This is a genomic window from Ekhidna sp. (assembly GCF_965228795.1).
Lineage (GTDB): Bacteria > Bacteroidota > Bacteroidia > Cytophagales > Cyclobacteriaceae > Ekhidna.
Window position 1 is genome coordinate 3,562,425 of sequence record NZ_OZ245839.1, and the last position, 14,689, is coordinate 3,577,113.

At 38.7% G+C, this 14,689-nt stretch carries 15 protein-coding genes; 10 read left to right on the forward strand and 5 right to left on the reverse strand.

Annotated elements, in window-relative coordinates; all coding sequences use genetic code 11:
• Positions 1-77: 77 nt before the first annotated feature.
• The gene (locus ACQK2H_RS15965) at positions 78-896 is read left to right on the forward strand and encodes a purine-nucleoside phosphorylase (protein WP_425392377.1); all 819 of its coding nucleotides are present in this window, start codon (positions 78-80) and stop codon (positions 894-896) included.
• Here ACQK2H_RS15965 and ACQK2H_RS15970 read toward each other — a convergent pair whose 3' ends face one another.
• A complete protein-coding gene (locus ACQK2H_RS15970; protein ID WP_425392378.1) occupies positions 897-1,127 on the reverse strand; it encodes a hypothetical protein in 231 nt (76 codons plus the stop codon).
• 356 nt (positions 1,128-1,483) lie between these two features.
• Here ACQK2H_RS15970 and ACQK2H_RS15975 point away from each other — a divergent pair, with 356 nt between their 5' ends.
• From ACQK2H_RS15975 to ACQK2H_RS15990, 4 genes are read left to right on the forward strand one after another with little or no spacing between them, the layout of a single operon-like run.
• Positions 1,484-1,936, forward strand: a complete 453-nt coding sequence (locus ACQK2H_RS15975; RefSeq protein ID WP_425392379.1) for a DUF2214 family protein — start codon at positions 1,484-1,486, stop codon at positions 1,934-1,936.
• A gap of 26 nt (positions 1,937-1,962) precedes the next feature.
• Entirely contained in the window at positions 1,963-2,484 is a 522-nt protein-coding gene (locus ACQK2H_RS15980) for a DUF3124 domain-containing protein (protein ID WP_425392380.1), read from the forward strand.
• A gap of 6 nt (positions 2,485-2,490) precedes the next feature.
• Positions 2,491-3,471 carry a hypothetical protein gene (locus ACQK2H_RS15985; protein WP_425392381.1) on the forward strand — a complete coding sequence of 327 codons (981 nt, stop codon included), beginning with the start codon at positions 2,491-2,493 and terminating at the stop codon, positions 3,469-3,471.
• A 60-nt stretch (positions 3,472-3,531) separates the two neighbouring features.
• The gene (locus ACQK2H_RS15990; RefSeq protein ID WP_425392382.1) at positions 3,532-3,768 is read left to right on the forward strand and encodes a hypothetical protein; all 237 of its coding nucleotides are present in this window, start codon (positions 3,532-3,534) and stop codon (positions 3,766-3,768) included.
• Between the two features lie 67 nt (positions 3,769-3,835).
• Here the strand turns inward: ACQK2H_RS15990 and ACQK2H_RS15995 are convergent, their stop codons facing one another.
• Entirely contained in the window at positions 3,836-5,032 is a 1,197-nt protein-coding gene (locus ACQK2H_RS15995; RefSeq protein ID WP_425392383.1) for an acyl-CoA dehydrogenase family protein, read from the reverse strand.
• A gap of 75 nt (positions 5,033-5,107) precedes the next feature.
• On the opposite strand from ACQK2H_RS15995, the gene ACQK2H_RS16000 reads away from it, so the two are divergent.
• The 3 genes from ACQK2H_RS16000 to ACQK2H_RS16010 are packed head-to-tail and all read left to right on the forward strand — an operon-like array spanning position 5,108 to position 8,257.
• Positions 5,108-6,067, forward strand: coding sequence for a tryptophan 2,3-dioxygenase family protein (locus tag ACQK2H_RS16000; RefSeq protein WP_425392384.1), 960 nt, complete (start codon positions 5,108-5,110; stop codon positions 6,065-6,067).
• Entirely contained in the window at positions 6,060-7,892 is a 1,833-nt protein-coding gene (locus ACQK2H_RS16005) for a toxin-antitoxin system YwqK family antitoxin (protein ID WP_425392385.1), read from the forward strand. The genes ACQK2H_RS16000 and ACQK2H_RS16005 overlap by 8 nt, the downstream gene beginning before the upstream one ends.
• On the forward strand, positions 7,889-8,257 hold the full coding sequence (locus tag ACQK2H_RS16010; protein ID WP_425392386.1) for a CoA-binding protein: 369 nt from the start codon (positions 7,889-7,891) through the stop codon (positions 8,255-8,257). Before ACQK2H_RS16005 ends, ACQK2H_RS16010 begins: the two co-directional genes overlap by 4 nt.
• Here ACQK2H_RS16010 and ACQK2H_RS16015 read toward each other — a convergent pair.
• Together ACQK2H_RS16015 and ACQK2H_RS16020 are read right to left on the reverse strand one after the other, a co-directional pair.
• Positions 8,254-9,057 carry a DUF2490 domain-containing protein gene (locus ACQK2H_RS16015; protein ID WP_425392387.1) on the reverse strand — a complete coding sequence of 268 codons (804 nt, stop codon included), beginning with the start codon at positions 9,055-9,057 and terminating at the stop codon, positions 8,254-8,256. The genes ACQK2H_RS16010 and ACQK2H_RS16015 overlap by 4 nt on opposite strands.
• 61 nt (positions 9,058-9,118) lie before the next feature.
• Positions 9,119-10,507 carry a leucine-rich repeat domain-containing protein gene (locus ACQK2H_RS16020; RefSeq protein ID WP_425392388.1) on the reverse strand — a complete coding sequence of 463 codons (1,389 nt, stop codon included), beginning with the start codon at positions 10,505-10,507 and terminating at the stop codon, positions 9,119-9,121.
• Between the two features lie 184 nt (positions 10,508-10,691).
• Here ACQK2H_RS16020 and gyrB point away from each other — a divergent pair, with 184 nt between their 5' ends.
• Entirely contained in the window at positions 10,692-12,650 is a 1,959-nt protein-coding gene (gene gyrB / locus ACQK2H_RS16025; protein WP_425392389.1) for a DNA topoisomerase (ATP-hydrolyzing) subunit B, read from the forward strand.
• A 3-nt stretch (positions 12,651-12,653) separates the two neighbouring features.
• Here gyrB and ACQK2H_RS16030 read toward each other — a convergent pair whose 3' ends face one another.
• Positions 12,654-12,776 (reverse strand): hypothetical protein, encoded by a 123-nt coding sequence (locus ACQK2H_RS16030; RefSeq protein WP_425392390.1) that lies wholly within the window; start codon positions 12,774-12,776, stop codon positions 12,654-12,656.
• A 79-nt stretch (positions 12,777-12,855) separates the two neighbouring features.
• Here ACQK2H_RS16030 and ACQK2H_RS16035 point away from each other — a divergent pair, with 79 nt between their 5' ends.
• Positions 12,856-14,685 (forward strand): M1 family metallopeptidase, encoded by a 1,830-nt coding sequence (locus tag ACQK2H_RS16035; RefSeq protein WP_425392391.1) that lies wholly within the window; start codon positions 12,856-12,858, stop codon positions 14,683-14,685.
• The last annotated feature ends 4 nt before the right edge of the window (positions 14,686-14,689 follow it).

Here is a 14,689-nt window from a genome sequence, read left to right on the forward strand (position 1 = left end):
GTGATTGGAGTCTAAGTAATTTCAAGTCAATTTAGAGATTTCTACTAAAAGAGTGATCAAATTAAACGATTGAAGATATGCAAATGATTGAAAAAGTAAGTGCGGCTGTTAAGTTTCTTAAGGAAAAAGGATTTGATAACCCGGATGTAGGGATTATCCTGGGTACAGGACTTGGAGCACTTACTGAGGAAATAGAAATAATTCATGAATTTGTGTATGCTAACATCCCACACTTTCCTATCGCTACTGTAGAGTTTCACAAGGGTAAGCTGATATACGGAAGACTGAATAATAAAACTGTTGTGGCCATGCAGGGTCGCTTTCATTACTATGAAGGGCATAGCATGGGTCAGGTAGTGTTTCCCGTTCGAGTTATGCAGATGCTTGGGATAAAAAAACTAATCATTTCAAATGCCGGCGGGTGCATGAATTTGGATTGGAAGAAAGGTGAGTTAATGCTCCTGGAAGATCATATTAATCTACAACCGGATAATCCATTACGGGGACATGAAGCAAGCGCTTTTGGCCAAATATTTACTGACATGAGTCAGCCTTATGATCCAGAAATGAATGAACGATTACTAGAGGCAGCAAACGAAAATGAAATAAAACTTAATAAGGGCACCTATGTATCAGTAGTTGGACCTAGCCTGGAAACCAGAGCCGAATATCGATTTCTTCGAATGATTGGTGCAGATGTGGTAGGCATGAGTACGGTACCTGAAGTAATCGCTGCAAATCAAATGGGGCTTCCTGTGTCAGCCATATCTGTCTTAACGGACGAATGCGATCCGGATAACCTTCAGCCAATTGATATTGAAGATATTATTGCCACAGCAAAAACTGCGGAAAAAAAATTAGTGGTTTTGATAAAAGCACTTCTCCAGAAATTGTGATTAAATGACCTTTTCGCTCGATTGGTTAGCCAAAACCATTAAATCATCTAAACTCGGATCAACCTTACTCAGCGTTTGATTAAATGGCCATGGCTCGTTCATATCAATCGCTTTAATCTCGTTGGGATTAATAATCTGTTGGTATTTATCATGACTGGTATGGGTCAGCTTTACTCTTGTGACACATACAATCAGGAAAACTCCAAATGAAAACATGATACCTTTTTGCATGGCTTCCTTTATTAAGAATGAAACCTAAAAGTATGGACGATAAGCATCAATGTAAATCCCCTAAATAGGGTATTTATTATCATAATTTATATGCTATTGAAATATTTAGTAGCCAAGAAGCAATACATATATTGACTAATAACGCTACCCATTTTTGGGTATTTTTTGAAAAATTATAATGTAATGGTTTCTTTATTCTTTTTAAGTAGTTAATCTAGCGTCGTAATTGGTTAAAAAATAGAAGGTCACTCATCTCCTTCAAAAAGAGCTATCTAAGGATAGTTGGTTGGGTTCGACTTGCCTTTTGGCTGAGTCGGACCTTTTTTTATAAATTCATGCCAATTTTAACCAGTGTCATGATCAACCTCGCTCTTAATACCTACACTCACCTGCTGTTTATTTTAACCATCTTTTGCACATTGATTGCTGAACTTATTTTATTGAGAAAATCAATTACCGGCAAATCACTAAACTTATTAAGTAAAGTGGATGGTATGTATGGACTTGCCGCAATAATGGTTGTAGGAACAGGCTTACTCAATTGGTTTCTATTTGGTAAAGGCTCCACTTACTATTCCGGCAACACGCTTTTTTTGATAAAAATATCCCTGTTTGTTATCGTAGGCTTACTTTCCATATACCCTACAATTATGATTGCTAGAGCAAAAAAGAGAATGAAACTGCAAGGTCTAAGAGAAGTAGAACTACATAATGTGCGGAAAATCAGAAATTTTATCAAAGCTGAACTAGTAATTATGGCAATCATACCATTGCTTGCCGAACTAATGGCGAATGGAATAGATATTTAACGAAAGCTTCTAACTATCTTTCCTTTATGCAAAGGACTTTAACATATACGAGCTTATTGCTATTGCTCACATTTTGTGGTAAGCCGGATCCAAATGTGAATGAATCAACCGGCACAAATGAACTGGAGGCGTTGGAAATGGAAGAGGTAATTCCAAAGTCCGAAATGGAATTTGAAGATGTTGTATATGTTCCTATATACTCAGATATATATATCGATGCGACCAATCAAAAGAGCTTACTTGCAGCTACTTTGAGCATTCGGAATACGAGCTATACTGACTCACTATTCATTTCAAAGATTGATTATTTCAACACAGATGGAAAATTGGTAAGAAGATACCTTGAAAATCAGATTAGCTTGAGGCCAATGGCCACTATTAATTATGTAATTGAACGGGAAGATAATTCAGGTGGCTCAGGTGCAAATTTCATTGTTAAAATCAGTGCTAAAAACTCAACAGTAAAACCAATTATTCAGGCAATCATGATTGGTCAATACGGAAATAAAGGGTTTTCATTTACCACTGACGGCTATTCAATTAAATAATGCTTCATGAAAAAATTCACAATTATTATCTGCCTTAGCATTGGTCTTTCATCTTTTTGCCAGGAACGAATCGCCTACTCCGATACTTCCAAATACTATCAGTTTTCAGTTAATTATTGGTTCAACATGCATCATTTCCTTTGGTTAGAGTCATTTATGAATCAGGAATTAGATAGCACATTGATTTCACTAGAAATAGATGAAAACTCAAAAAATGAACTTTCAAAAGCCTTAGCATACTACAAAACATATCTCACCAAAGAAGATCTAAGATTGAGTGAGTATCAAACAGCGTTCAAAAATTGGATTACTCAAGATGAGAACACATTAGACATAATTCCAACTGAATTTGTAGAACACTTTAAAATACTCACTGAATTCAGTCCAACCTACCAAGCATTATTTTGGAAATCACACCTTGAGGCCTGTACCAAGGTTCTGGATGAAAATATTTCAATTATCAGAAATACAGAAGAAAAGTATGTAGATCGTATCACGAAACTAACACGTCAATTTTGGGACTTTGAGCCAATTAAAGTTGATGTAACATTCTATGCCAAATCCTCAACATGGAATCCAAGAAACAGGCCTTATACTTCAATCTTTCCTACCCACGTGGTTATGAATGCATCTGGTGAAAATGAGGTGCCCGGCAACTGGGTAGAATTACTTTATCATGAATCCGCTCATCACCTTATTCTTGGCAGCAGCTATTTCATCGGAGGAACTATCAAAGATGTGACTGAAGTCAAAGGTTTAAAGCCCACACGGCAACTCTGGCATGTCATACTTTTTTACTTAACCGGTGAAGTTTCTAAAAACTTACTTCAGGATCATGGCATCACATATCCGGAAACTTATATGCAGCGAAACAATGTGTTTGGTCGTTACCATCAGTTGATCGAAAAACATTTTCGCCCATATCTTACCAGAGAATCAACTCTTGCCGAGTCAGTGGAAAACTTCATAACAGAAGCAGCAAAATAAATTCAACACTATTATCCAACAATTTCAATCTGTTGAAGTTTTATTTAAAATTTCAATTTGATGAAAGAATACACCATCGTATATAAAAATAAACCATCAGAAGAAGTAGCTGCTGTTGGTAAGCATGAACTTATCAAAAGTCATTTTGAAGGAGACGAAAAAAAGTTTGAAAATGAAGTCTCAAAACTGATTTGGAACGAACTGACAATGCAGTGTGTGTTGGATGTGTCTGAGAACAAGGTGATCTCTCAGATTTTCACAGCAGATGTAAACCCTTATGGGTGGAGAAATGCCTGATAAAGATTATTTTGTAGTAGTAGAGTAGGTTGTAAAGCGCCCCAATCCCAAATGGGGCGCTTTCATTTTATTTAAAGGCTTGAATTCCGGTGATTTCAGCTCCCAAAATCAAAAGGTGAATATCATGCGTACCCTCATATGTCACCACTGATTCCAAGTTCATCATATGTCTCATCATTGGATACTCACCGGTTATCCCCATTCCTCCGTGAATTTGTCGTGCCTCCCTGGCAATGTTGAGTGCCATTTCCACGCTATTTCGCTTTGCCATAGAAATCTGAGATGTTGTCGCTTTTCCCTCATCCATCATCTTTCCAAGCTTCCAGTTTACCAGCTGAGCTTTGGTTATCTCTGTTAGCATTTCAGCTAATTTCTTTTGAACCAGTTGAAAGCCTCCAATAGGCTTGCCGAATTGCTCTCTTTCCAGTGAATACCTTCTAGCTGAATCATAGCAGTCCATCGCTGCGCCAATAGCTCCCCAGGCTATACCAAATCGTGCTTTATCCAAACATCCAAGAGGCGCTCCTAGTCCACTTTTATTCGGCAAAAGATTCTCTTTTGGGACTTTTACATCACTGAAAACCAACTCTCCGGTGCAAGAGGCTCTAAGGGACCACTTTCCATGTGTTTCAGGTGTGGTAAACCCTTCCATACCTCGCTCTACAATCAATCCATGGATTCTACCTTCTTCATTTTTTGCCCAAACCACAGCAATATCTGCTTTAGGCGAATTGGAAATCCACATTTTAGCTCCATTCAGCAAGTAGTGGTCTCCCATATCTTTGAAATTGGTTTCCATCCCTCCCGGGTTAGAACCATGATTGGGCTCAGTGAGACCGAAACAACCGAGCATTTCACCCGAAGCAAGCTTCGGTAAGTATTTCTTTCTTTGCTCTTCAGATCCATATGCATAAATCGGATACATTACCAAAGAGCCCTGAACAGAGGCAGTTGATCGCATTCCTGAATCACCTCTCTCAATTTCTTGCATGATCAATCCATAAGAGATATAATCAAGCCCTCCACCACCGTATTCGGCAGGAACAGTAGGCCCAAAAGCGCCCACTTCTCCAAATTTCTTGACGATTTCTTCGGGAAAGTGATTCTTTTCCGCCCATCCTTCGATGAAAGGAGTAATTTCTTTTTTCACAAAGTCTCTAACCGAAGATCTGATTAATTTATGCTCCTCTGTCAATAAATCGTCCAGCATATAAAAATCCGGCGATTCAAATTCATCTACAAAGTTTCGCTTTTCTGCGCTCATCAAAAGGTAGGGTTTATGTCTGTTGTTAAAATTTTGAGCCAAATTTACAACCATAAAAGACAACAAAAACACACTATGGACGAAAAGAAGATCGACGAAAACATTCTGAAACAACTGCAAAAGCTTGAAGAGAAATATGAAGCAATGGGTCAGGATTTATCTAGCTATTTAGATGGTCTTCTTTATTCAGATTATCTGACCTACTGGGACTATATCCATCTTGACACTCTATTAAGCCTACAATCTCCCAGAACGGCCATCCCTGATGAAAAAATATTCATTTTGTACCATCAGGTAACTGAGTTGTATTTCAGGATGATCCTCAATGAAATGGAACAGGCAGCTTACACTGACCCTGTTGATCCCGAACTTTTCAGTAAAAGATTAAGGAGAATAAATCGCTACCTGGATCATCTCATTGATTCATTTGATGTAATGACAGACGGTATGGATCAGGAGCAATTCCTGGCATTCAGAATGGCACTATTACCAGCAAGCGGATTCCAATCTGCCCAGTATCGTAAAATCGAAATAATGTCCACTGACTTTAAGAATCTGGTGAATATTGATAAAAGAAATGATCTTAAAGATGAAAAGGACATTACCAGCCTATACGATTACCTCTACTGGAAAGCTGGCGCCACGGAATTAGCCACTGGGAAGAAGACATTAACCCTAAAGCAATTCGAGGCAAAATATGGGAAAGAGTTTATAGAAATGGGAGAAAACCTAAAGGACTGCAACCTCCTGAGGAAATATTATGCAAACTACGAAGGGAATAAAGAGATCATTGCTGAATTAAAACACCTTGATCAAAAAGCCAATGTAGACTGGCCGTTGCAGCATTTAAAATCAGCCACTCGATATTTACAAAGAGATCCAAACGTCATTAAAGCCTCCGGTGGAACAAATTGGCAAAAATACCTACCTCCAAGGAGGCAAAGAATCATTTTCTATCCAGAGCTATGGACAGACGAAGAAATGAAAGAGTGGGGACAGAAATTTAAACGCGAATTATCAAGCCTGCATGCTTAGGCTTTGCTTTTATATTGTCTTTTTCGGTTGCATGATGTTGGCACAAGCCCAAGTCAGGCAACTTAAAAATTATTACGACTCTGACAGCACCAAAGTAAGTGAGATTTATCACTACTCCATTAAAGACTCGACGCTGGAAGGCTCTTATGAGGCATTTTATTTAAATGGTTCACTGAAAACATTTGGTTGGTATGAAGACAATCTGGCGGATAGCGTGTGGCATTACTACTATGAAAATGGCAGAAAGAAAGTAGAAGGCAGGTTCAGGAAAGGAACGCCACACGGCATGTGGAAGTATTACTACGAGAATGGAAATATCAAATCAGAAGGAGTCCTTAATGGCTCTTCTAAGGAAGGTTTGTGGAAGTTCTATTTTGAAAACGATGGTGAAAAAAGCAACGGGTTCTACGAAAACAATCAGAAGACAGGCATTTGGAATTACTTTTTTGAAGATGGCACACTTAAGTCCCAGTCAGTAATCGAGGATGGCGTTGGCCATTACACTGAATTTTATCCTTCAGGTTCACGACGGATGGAGGGTAAAAACGTCAATAATAAAAGTGAAGGTGAATGGATCTATTATTATGAAACTGGCGAAATAGAAGCTGTTGGTCAGTTTGAAAACGGTTTAAAAACCGGTGAGTGGGTCTATTATCATCAGAATGGTGAAAAAGCAGCATTAGGGACCTATCGTAGTGGAAAAAGGCATGGAGACTGGAAGTATTTTCATGATAATGGAACACTAAGTCAATCCGGAACAGTCATAAATGATCAGAAAGATGGATATTGGAAATTATTCTACCCAACAGGAGAAGTGCTAGGCGAGGCTACCTTCGATGAAGGAGACGGTGTTTTTAATGAATACTACCCAAGTGGCAACCAGAAGTCAAAGGGGAAAATCGTTGAAGGTGAAAAAACAGGAAAATGGTATTACTACAGTGAGAAAGGACAGCTCGAAGGTGAGGCTGATCTTGAGGCAGGAGAAGGTGAATACATTGGCTACTACCCTGATGGCACCATTAAAATGAAAGGTAAGATCAAGGATGATAAACGCGTTGGGGAGTGGACGCTTTTTAATCCCGATGGAACAACAGCAGGAACCTACCGACCAATTTATGAAAACGAAAAGCCAATTTTTAAAACGCGTATTTCAAATGATGAACTAGATAAAGACAGCCAGGATAAACCGGACTATCATCCTGAAAAAAGAGGCCTACGATATTTCTTACCTCGTGTAAATGAATACAAAGGAATCATAGTGGGATCCAACCCTATCTGGTTAGCTAATGATCAGCTTCCAATAGCTATCGAATATTACATTCAGGAGAGACTGGGGTACGAGGTTCAAATTGATATTAAAAGATCCCCATTTTTTCAATCAGATGCTGAAATTGGAGATTATCAAGTATATAGAAGAGGAGCTCAGGTTCATTTTAGGCAAAAGTTCTACCATGCAGACTCAAAACTTGGAATGTTTTACTTTGGACATGAGGTAAATTTCAAATACCAAAATAATCAGGTAAACCATACGGACACCCTCATTATTCAAATGCCAAGAAGATTCGGAAATCTGGTAGAGACTTCTTATGGTTATGGTATTTTTATTGGCTCACGCTGGATGAAAGACGTAGGAACGTCAGGGTTTACTGTTGATGCTTTCCTTGGAATAGGTGTAAATGCCAGGTCTTTCAATAAACAATATGAACCAATTCAAGCGCTAGACAATTACTTTGACCAAGAGGTCAAATCTGCAATTCACTTTCCGGTAATTTTCGGTGTGAATATTGGATTTGCATTAACAAAAAGCAAGAGCAAGACTCAATGAGCAAAAAAACAGTGATTTTAGGAGCAACTACTAATCCCATGCGATACGCCTACCTGGCAGCAGAAAGATTGAAAGCGCATGACCATGAAATTGTTCCCGTTGGGATCAAAAAGGGAGACGTTTTTGGAGAACAGATATTGGACCTTAGAGAAAAACCAACAATAGATGATGTACACACTGTTACCATGTATGTTGGCCCTAGAAATCAACAAGAATGGGAAGATTACATTCTTTCGCTAAACCCTAAAAGAATCATATTTAATCCGGGCGCTGAAAACCCTTCACTTGATGAAAAAGCAAACAAAAAAGGAATCGAAACATTGAAAGCATGTACACTTGTCATGCTTTCCAATAAACTCTATTAATGAATAGGTATAGGTCTTTCTTCTCTGTGCCTATTTAAGTGTAAATCCATATGGTGATACAAACTTAACCTCAGGATATGCCTCTGTTCGTAGTGAAATGGAGACCCTTTATGCCTGAATGTAAACATATACCCTCCCTGCACTTGAAACTGCTCACTGAGGTTATACCCTAAGCCAACGAAAGTGCGATTATCTTCAAAGTGATTATAAACAATTGACTCTCCTGCCTGAATAAAAATTTCATTATACGTCGATACAAATAAAGTATGATTTTCAAAGGCTGGTTTGTTTAACGGAACATATACTGTGAGCTTGTATCTAAATCGATAAGTCAATTCGAAAGGTGCATTTTTTTGATAGTCCCTCCTCCATCTTTGCTCTGTACGTAATGTATGAAACACTTTTATATGCTCAAATGGTGTCGCTAATACTGCTTGCTGCCAAAACCGATATTGAGGCACCACTCCATCAACGTTTGGGTCATTTTGATTGGGAGCCCAGTAAAATGGAACGACTATTCCGGCAGTAAAGTCTAAATACTTTTTAATTGTATAGGTAGCTCCAAATCGAAGGTAAACTTGGGCCATATCATTAAACCCATTCTTTTTCCTGACATGGTATTCACCATAGTAGGCCCATTTATCATTGAAATGATATTTGGTATAAAACCCGAGCCAAACCCCATCTGTATTAGTTATTTCCTTTTGGGGAGGTGGAGATGGACTAGATTGTGAGTAGGTGTCATTAGAGTAAAGCATCAATAATCCTAAAACAAATATCCAAAGCTGATTCATTTCCATAGTGATTAGGTTGAATCAAAAGTGAACTTTTTTTAGGATACTTTTTACTATTAAAGCCAAATTAATCAGGCATAGTAGCAATTGAAACAGAAGGAACCACATTGGTACCATTCTCCATTAACTGCATTAATGCAGATAGAGTCTCTTCATGATCTAAATCGTTCAGGTTGATATCCAGGTTTCTCCAATAGAAGTTATCAAGCTTTAAACCGGTTATCTCATGAGGTATTGTTCGTATGTCAGTTTCTGAAATATCTAAATCGATAAGATTTTCCATACTTAAGACTTGATCCGGAAAATCTGGAATGTAATTATTCTGAATATGGAAAACTTTCAGGTTTTTTAGTTCCTCATACTTTTTTGGAATTTCACTCAATCGATTGTGATGAACATACAGCTCTTCCAGATTAGACAGCTCCCCTATTTCCTCCGGAATGTCATACAGTTCATTGAAAGATAAATACAGGATTCTTAGGTTCTTCAAATTTGAAATCCGACTAGAGATAGACTCAAAATCGTTATAGTATAAATCGATTATCTCAAGACTATCCAGCTCGTAGAAATCATCAGGCAAAGAGCTGAGATTATTTTTATAAAAGGAAAGTTTATTCAATTGGATCAATGCAGAGATACCAGGTGGTATTTGTTCCAATTCATTCACTTGTATTAAGAGTTCTTTCAAACCATCCATTCGATAAAAATTAGGATGCACCTCACGGATATTGCATTTATTCAATCTTAAAATTTCAATATGATCAAGTAAACCATACCACCTCCTATCAATGGTTAGAGGGTTCTGAGATAAGTCCAATTCTTTCAATGACTTCAACCTTCGACCTCTCCATGTGGGTAGTTTGGTGAGTGAGTTATTTTCCACCACTAGCTCTTCCAAATTCTTTAATCGATGTATCCTTGGTAGCTTCTCTAATCCATTACCTGAGATATCCAGTTTTCTAATACTATCTAAACGGGGTGCTTTCAGCTTACCATTCTCCAACTCATTATATCTCCAATAAATCCGCTTAAGCGTCGGTAAATCATTTAGATTTTTCGGAAGCCTTGAAATACTGTTGTAATCCAGAATCAAAACCTCCATGGATTTTGCCTGATATACCCACTTGGGAATACTTTTTAATCGCCCACCGGAAAGATCTAACTCTTCAAGATTGGAGAGATCCTGGTTTTGATAATCAGCAAACCTCTTCTGGGCTTCTTTGAACCTACGATCAGATTTTACTTGAGCCACCGAGTCTGCATAACGCTGAGGATCTTTCTCCCTTCTTCTTCTCATTTCCTGAATAAACTTCAAAGTGGCTTCATATTTTTCCTTTCGTGCCTGTATCAGGCTATCAACCACATTTTCACTTGACTCAGGGGTTAAATCCTGGGAAAAAACCGCACTTACTAAGAGCATTAAGAGTAGATAAATTGTATGGTTTTTGGGCAGCATTACAGATTAGGTTAAAGATTGATTTCAATGGTTGATTTTAAGCATCAAAAACCTCGCCAGATCGAGATAATTTTAGTACTTTTGAACATTGAAAAAGACTACATTTTAAACATTTAAGAGCGCCTTGAAAAATATTAGTAAATCAATCGATTTCAGCTCTTAAAACTGTTTTTAATCACTGCACATGGAAGAAAATAAGCAAAACAAAAAAGGGGATTATTCTGCCAGTAATATCCAGGTTTTAGAAGGCCTGGAAGCCGTAAGAAAACGTCCGGCAATGTATATCGGGGATATAGGGCTCAAAGGACTCCATCACATGGTATGGGAGGTCGTTGACAACTCCATCGATGAGGCCTTGGCTGGTCACTGCGATACCATTACTGTTGAGATCAATAAAGACGAATCAATAACTGTCACTGACAATGGTAGAGGTATCCCAATAGATATTCACGAGAAAGAAAATAGAAGTGCGCTTGAAGTAGTGATGACTGTCCTTCATGCCGGTGGTAAGTTTGACAAAGACACCTATAAAGTTTCAGGAGGTCTTCACGGTGTGGGTGTATCATGCGTAAATGCGCTATCCTCCCATCTTACAGCAACGGTTCATAGAGGGGGTAAAATCTTCCAACAAGAATATAAGATCGGTGTTCCACAGGCTCCTGTAAAAGAGATAGGGAAAACAGATATCAGCGGTACCGTCATCCATTTCAAACCCGACATGGATATTTTCAGTGCCAATCATTACAACTCTGAAACCATTGCATCCAGACTGAGGGAGCTGTCTTTCCTAAACGCAGGCATTACCATCAATATGATTGATCATCGAAATCTTGATGATAATGGTGAGCCGGCTAAAGAAAAATTCTTCTCTGAAGGAGGCCTTTCTGAGTTTGTCACATATTTAGATTCTACCAGGGAAAACCTTATTCCCAATCCAATCTATATGGAAAATGACAAGGGAACCGTGCCGGTAGAGGTTGCACTGAGCTACAATACATCGTACTCCGAAAATGTAGTTTCCTATGTGAACAACATTAACACCATTGAGGGGGGTACTCACGTTTCTGGTTTTAGAAGAGCGCTTACAAGGACACTAAAGAGCTATGCAGACAAATCAGGACTGCTAGACAAAGTTAAAGTTGATATTTCCGGTGACGATTTCAGAGAAGGACTGACAGCTGTTATTTCGGTAAAAGTAGCAGAACCTCAGTTTGAGGGACAAACAAAAACCAAGCTTGGTAACTCAGATGTGATGGGTGCTGTTGACACTTGTGTCAGTGAAATCCTTAACGAATACCTGGAAGAACACCCAAAAGAAGCAAAGCAGATTGTTTCTAAAGTAATCATTGCAGCTCAGGCACGTCACGCGGCTAGAAAAGCACGTGAAATGGTTCAGCGTAAAAATGTGCTCTCAGGAACTGGGTTACCGGGAAAACTTGCCGATTGTTCCGATAAAGACCCATCCGTTTGCGAGCTCTACCTTGTAGAGGGAGACTCGGCAGGGGGATCCGCTAAGCAAGGAAGAGATAGAAAATTCCAGGCGATTCTACCACTTAGAGGAAAAATTCTGAACGTAGAAAAAGCACAAGAACACAAAATTTATGACAATGATGAGATCAAAAATATGATCACAGCATTGGGAGTGTCCTTTGGTACAGAGGATGATGAAAAGGCACTCAATATGGAGAAGCTTCGATATCACAAAATCATCATCATGACGGATGCGGATATCGATGGGAGTCACATTAGAACCCTAATCTTGACGTTCTTCTTCAGATATATGAGATCACTTATCGAGAAAGGATACTTATACATAGCCCTCCCTCCTCTTTATTTGATCAAAAAAGGTAAAACTGAGAGATATGCATGGTCTGAAGACGACCGAGTAAGGGTAATTAAGGAGATTGCTCCAAACGGGAAAGAAGACTCAGTAGGAGTTCAGCGATACAAAGGTTTGGGAGAGATGAACCCGGATCAATTATGGACAACTACGATGGATCCGGAGCATAGAAGTTTGAAGCAGGTTACAATCGAATCTGCAGCAGAAGCGGATCACTTATTCTCGATGTTAATGGGAGACGAGGTTGCACCACGACGTGAGTTCATCGAGAAAAATGCCAAATATGCGAATGTTGACGTCTAAATATTATTTAGATAAAATGATCTGATACATAGCTTGGATGAATTTCCAGATTACGGCAAACGTAAAAAGAATAGCAGATCCAAAAGCGAAAATGATCAGAAGAAAAAAGTCTAAAATTTTTTCCATATTCTCAAGGTTTATTGGTCATTCAATATACGGGATTAATAACCATGAAGACGATAAAATGTTAAACTAATTTTCACTTATGAAATATAATTCTTTCAAGAAAGTCTTTTTCCTACTATTCTTTGGTTGTTACGCGTCAATTAGTATCGCACAGGGTTACTGGCAGCAAAGAGTAGATTATAAAATGGACATTGATTTTAATGTAGAAAATCATCAGTTCACCGGCTCACAGACCCTAACCTATGAAAACAATAGTCCAGACACGTTAGATCGGGTATTTTACCATCTCTATTTCAATGCTTTTCAGCCAAAAAGCATGATGGATACACGTAGCAGGACTATCGAAGATCCTGACGATAGAGTTGGGGATCGGATTTCTAAGCTGGATGAAACACAAATTGGATTTCATAAAATCAATTCACTTACACAAGATGGTAATGATATTGAGTTTGAGATTGAAGGAACAGTCCTGGAAGTTGAATTGGCAAAACCGCTCCTCCCGGGTTCCGCAACCGTTTTAAATATGACTTTTCAAAGTCAGGTGCCTGTTCAAATTCGACGAAGCGGAAGGAATAATACCGAAGGAATTGACTATAGTATGGCACAATGGTATCCTAAGATGGCAGAGTACGATGAAAGAGGTTGGCACGCACATCCTTATGTAGGCAGAGAGTTCTATGCCCCTTGGGGAAATTTCGAAGTAAACCTGACAATTGATAAAGATTACGTAGTAGCTGCTACAGGTGTTCTTCAGAATCCGAATGAAATTGGATATGGTTATGAGGATGAAGGAGTAAAAGTGAAAAGAAAGGGTAAAACTCTAACATGGAAGTTCAAGGCTGAGAATGTGCACGATTTTGTTTGGGCAGCAGATCCAGACTACACGCACACTACTGCAATGGTCGAAGGTGGACCAGAACTTCACTTCTTTTACCAGAAAGGAAGCAAAACGGAAGCATGGGAAGAACTACCTGAATTGACTGTTAAGGCATTTGAATTCATAGAAGAAAATTATGGTGAGTATCCATACCCTCATTACTCCATCATTCAAGGCGGTGATGGTGGCATGGAATATCCTATGGCTACTTTGATTACAGGGGAAAGAAACATAGGTAGTCTATTGGGCGTCACGGTTCACGAAGCTCTTCATAGTTGGTATCAAGGGCTTTTAGCAACCAATGAAAGTTACTTTGCATGGATGGATGAAGGGTTCACAACTTATGCTTCGGCAGAAACATTGTCGAAAATTTTTCCTCAATCCGGAAGAACTCAAGAGAGAAATTACCGAGCATATACATACCTGGCAAAATCTGGCAAAGAAGAGCCACTAAGTACGCATTCTGATCATTTCAATACCAATATGGCATATGGAATTGCCTCATATAACAAAGGTGCTGTGGCACTTGCCCAGATGAACTACCTCATTGGTAAAGAAGCAACTGCAAGAGCTCTTAAAAAGTATTACTATCAGTGGAGATTTAAACACCCGGATGCTAACGATTGGATAAGGGTCTTTGAAAAAGAATCCGGTTTAGAATTGGATTGGTATTTAGATTACTGGGTAAATACCACTCATTCAATAGACTATGCTGTTAACTCAGTGGAAGAAGAAGATGGAAACACTATCGTTACACTAAAACGTGAAGGCATGATGCCAATGCCTGCGGATGTTTATGTAACATTTTCTGATGGATCTAAAAAAATATACTATGCTCCACTCAGCATCATGAGAGGCGAAAAAGAAAACAACACAGAGCTTGAGCGTATCGTATTACCCGACTGGTCCTGGACACATCGTTTTTATCAATTCACAATAGATGCACCTAGAAATGAAATAAGCACAATTGAGATTGATGAAAGCGGATATATGGCTGATGTAAACAGGGAAAACAACAAATGGGAGAATTGATCTC

Excerpts from the sequence above, each read along its gene's own strand:
- ACQK2H_RS15965 (WP_425392377.1), top strand. The coding sequence starts at position 78 with ATGCAAATGATTGAAAAAGTAAGTGCGGCTGTTAAGTTTCTTAAGGAA.
- ACQK2H_RS15970 (WP_425392378.1), bottom strand. The coding sequence starts at position 1,127 with ATGCAAAAAGGTATCATGTTTTCATTTGGAGTTTTCCTGATTGTATGT.
- ACQK2H_RS15975 (WP_425392379.1), top strand. The coding sequence starts at position 1,484 with ATGATCAACCTCGCTCTTAATACCTACACTCACCTGCTGTTTATTTTA.
- ACQK2H_RS15980 (WP_425392380.1), top strand. The coding sequence starts at position 1,963 with ATGCAAAGGACTTTAACATATACGAGCTTATTGCTATTGCTCACATTT.
- ACQK2H_RS15985 (WP_425392381.1), top strand. The coding sequence starts at position 2,491 with ATGAAAAAATTCACAATTATTATCTGCCTTAGCATTGGTCTTTCATCT.
- ACQK2H_RS15990 (WP_425392382.1), top strand. The coding sequence starts at position 3,532 with ATGAAAGAATACACCATCGTATATAAAAATAAACCATCAGAAGAAGTA.
- ACQK2H_RS15995 (WP_425392383.1), bottom strand. The coding sequence starts at position 5,032 with ATGAGCGCAGAAAAGCGAAACTTTGTAGATGAATTTGAATCGCCGGAT.
- ACQK2H_RS16000 (WP_425392384.1), top strand. The coding sequence starts at position 5,108 with ATGGACGAAAAGAAGATCGACGAAAACATTCTGAAACAACTGCAAAAG.
- ACQK2H_RS16005 (WP_425392385.1), top strand. The coding sequence starts at position 6,060 with ATGCTTAGGCTTTGCTTTTATATTGTCTTTTTCGGTTGCATGATGTTG.
- ACQK2H_RS16010 (WP_425392386.1), top strand. The coding sequence starts at position 7,889 with ATGAGCAAAAAAACAGTGATTTTAGGAGCAACTACTAATCCCATGCGA.
- ACQK2H_RS16015 (WP_425392387.1), bottom strand. The coding sequence starts at position 9,057 with ATGGAAATGAATCAGCTTTGGATATTTGTTTTAGGATTATTGATGCTT.
- ACQK2H_RS16020 (WP_425392388.1), bottom strand. The coding sequence starts at position 10,507 with ATGCTGCCCAAAAACCATACAATTTATCTACTCTTAATGCTCTTAGTA.
- gyrB (WP_425392389.1), top strand. The coding sequence starts at position 10,692 with ATGGAAGAAAATAAGCAAAACAAAAAAGGGGATTATTCTGCCAGTAAT.
- ACQK2H_RS16030 (WP_425392390.1), bottom strand. The coding sequence starts at position 12,776 with ATGGAAAAAATTTTAGACTTTTTTCTTCTGATCATTTTCGCTTTTGGA.
- ACQK2H_RS16035 (WP_425392391.1), top strand. The coding sequence starts at position 12,856 with ATGAAATATAATTCTTTCAAGAAAGTCTTTTTCCTACTATTCTTTGGT.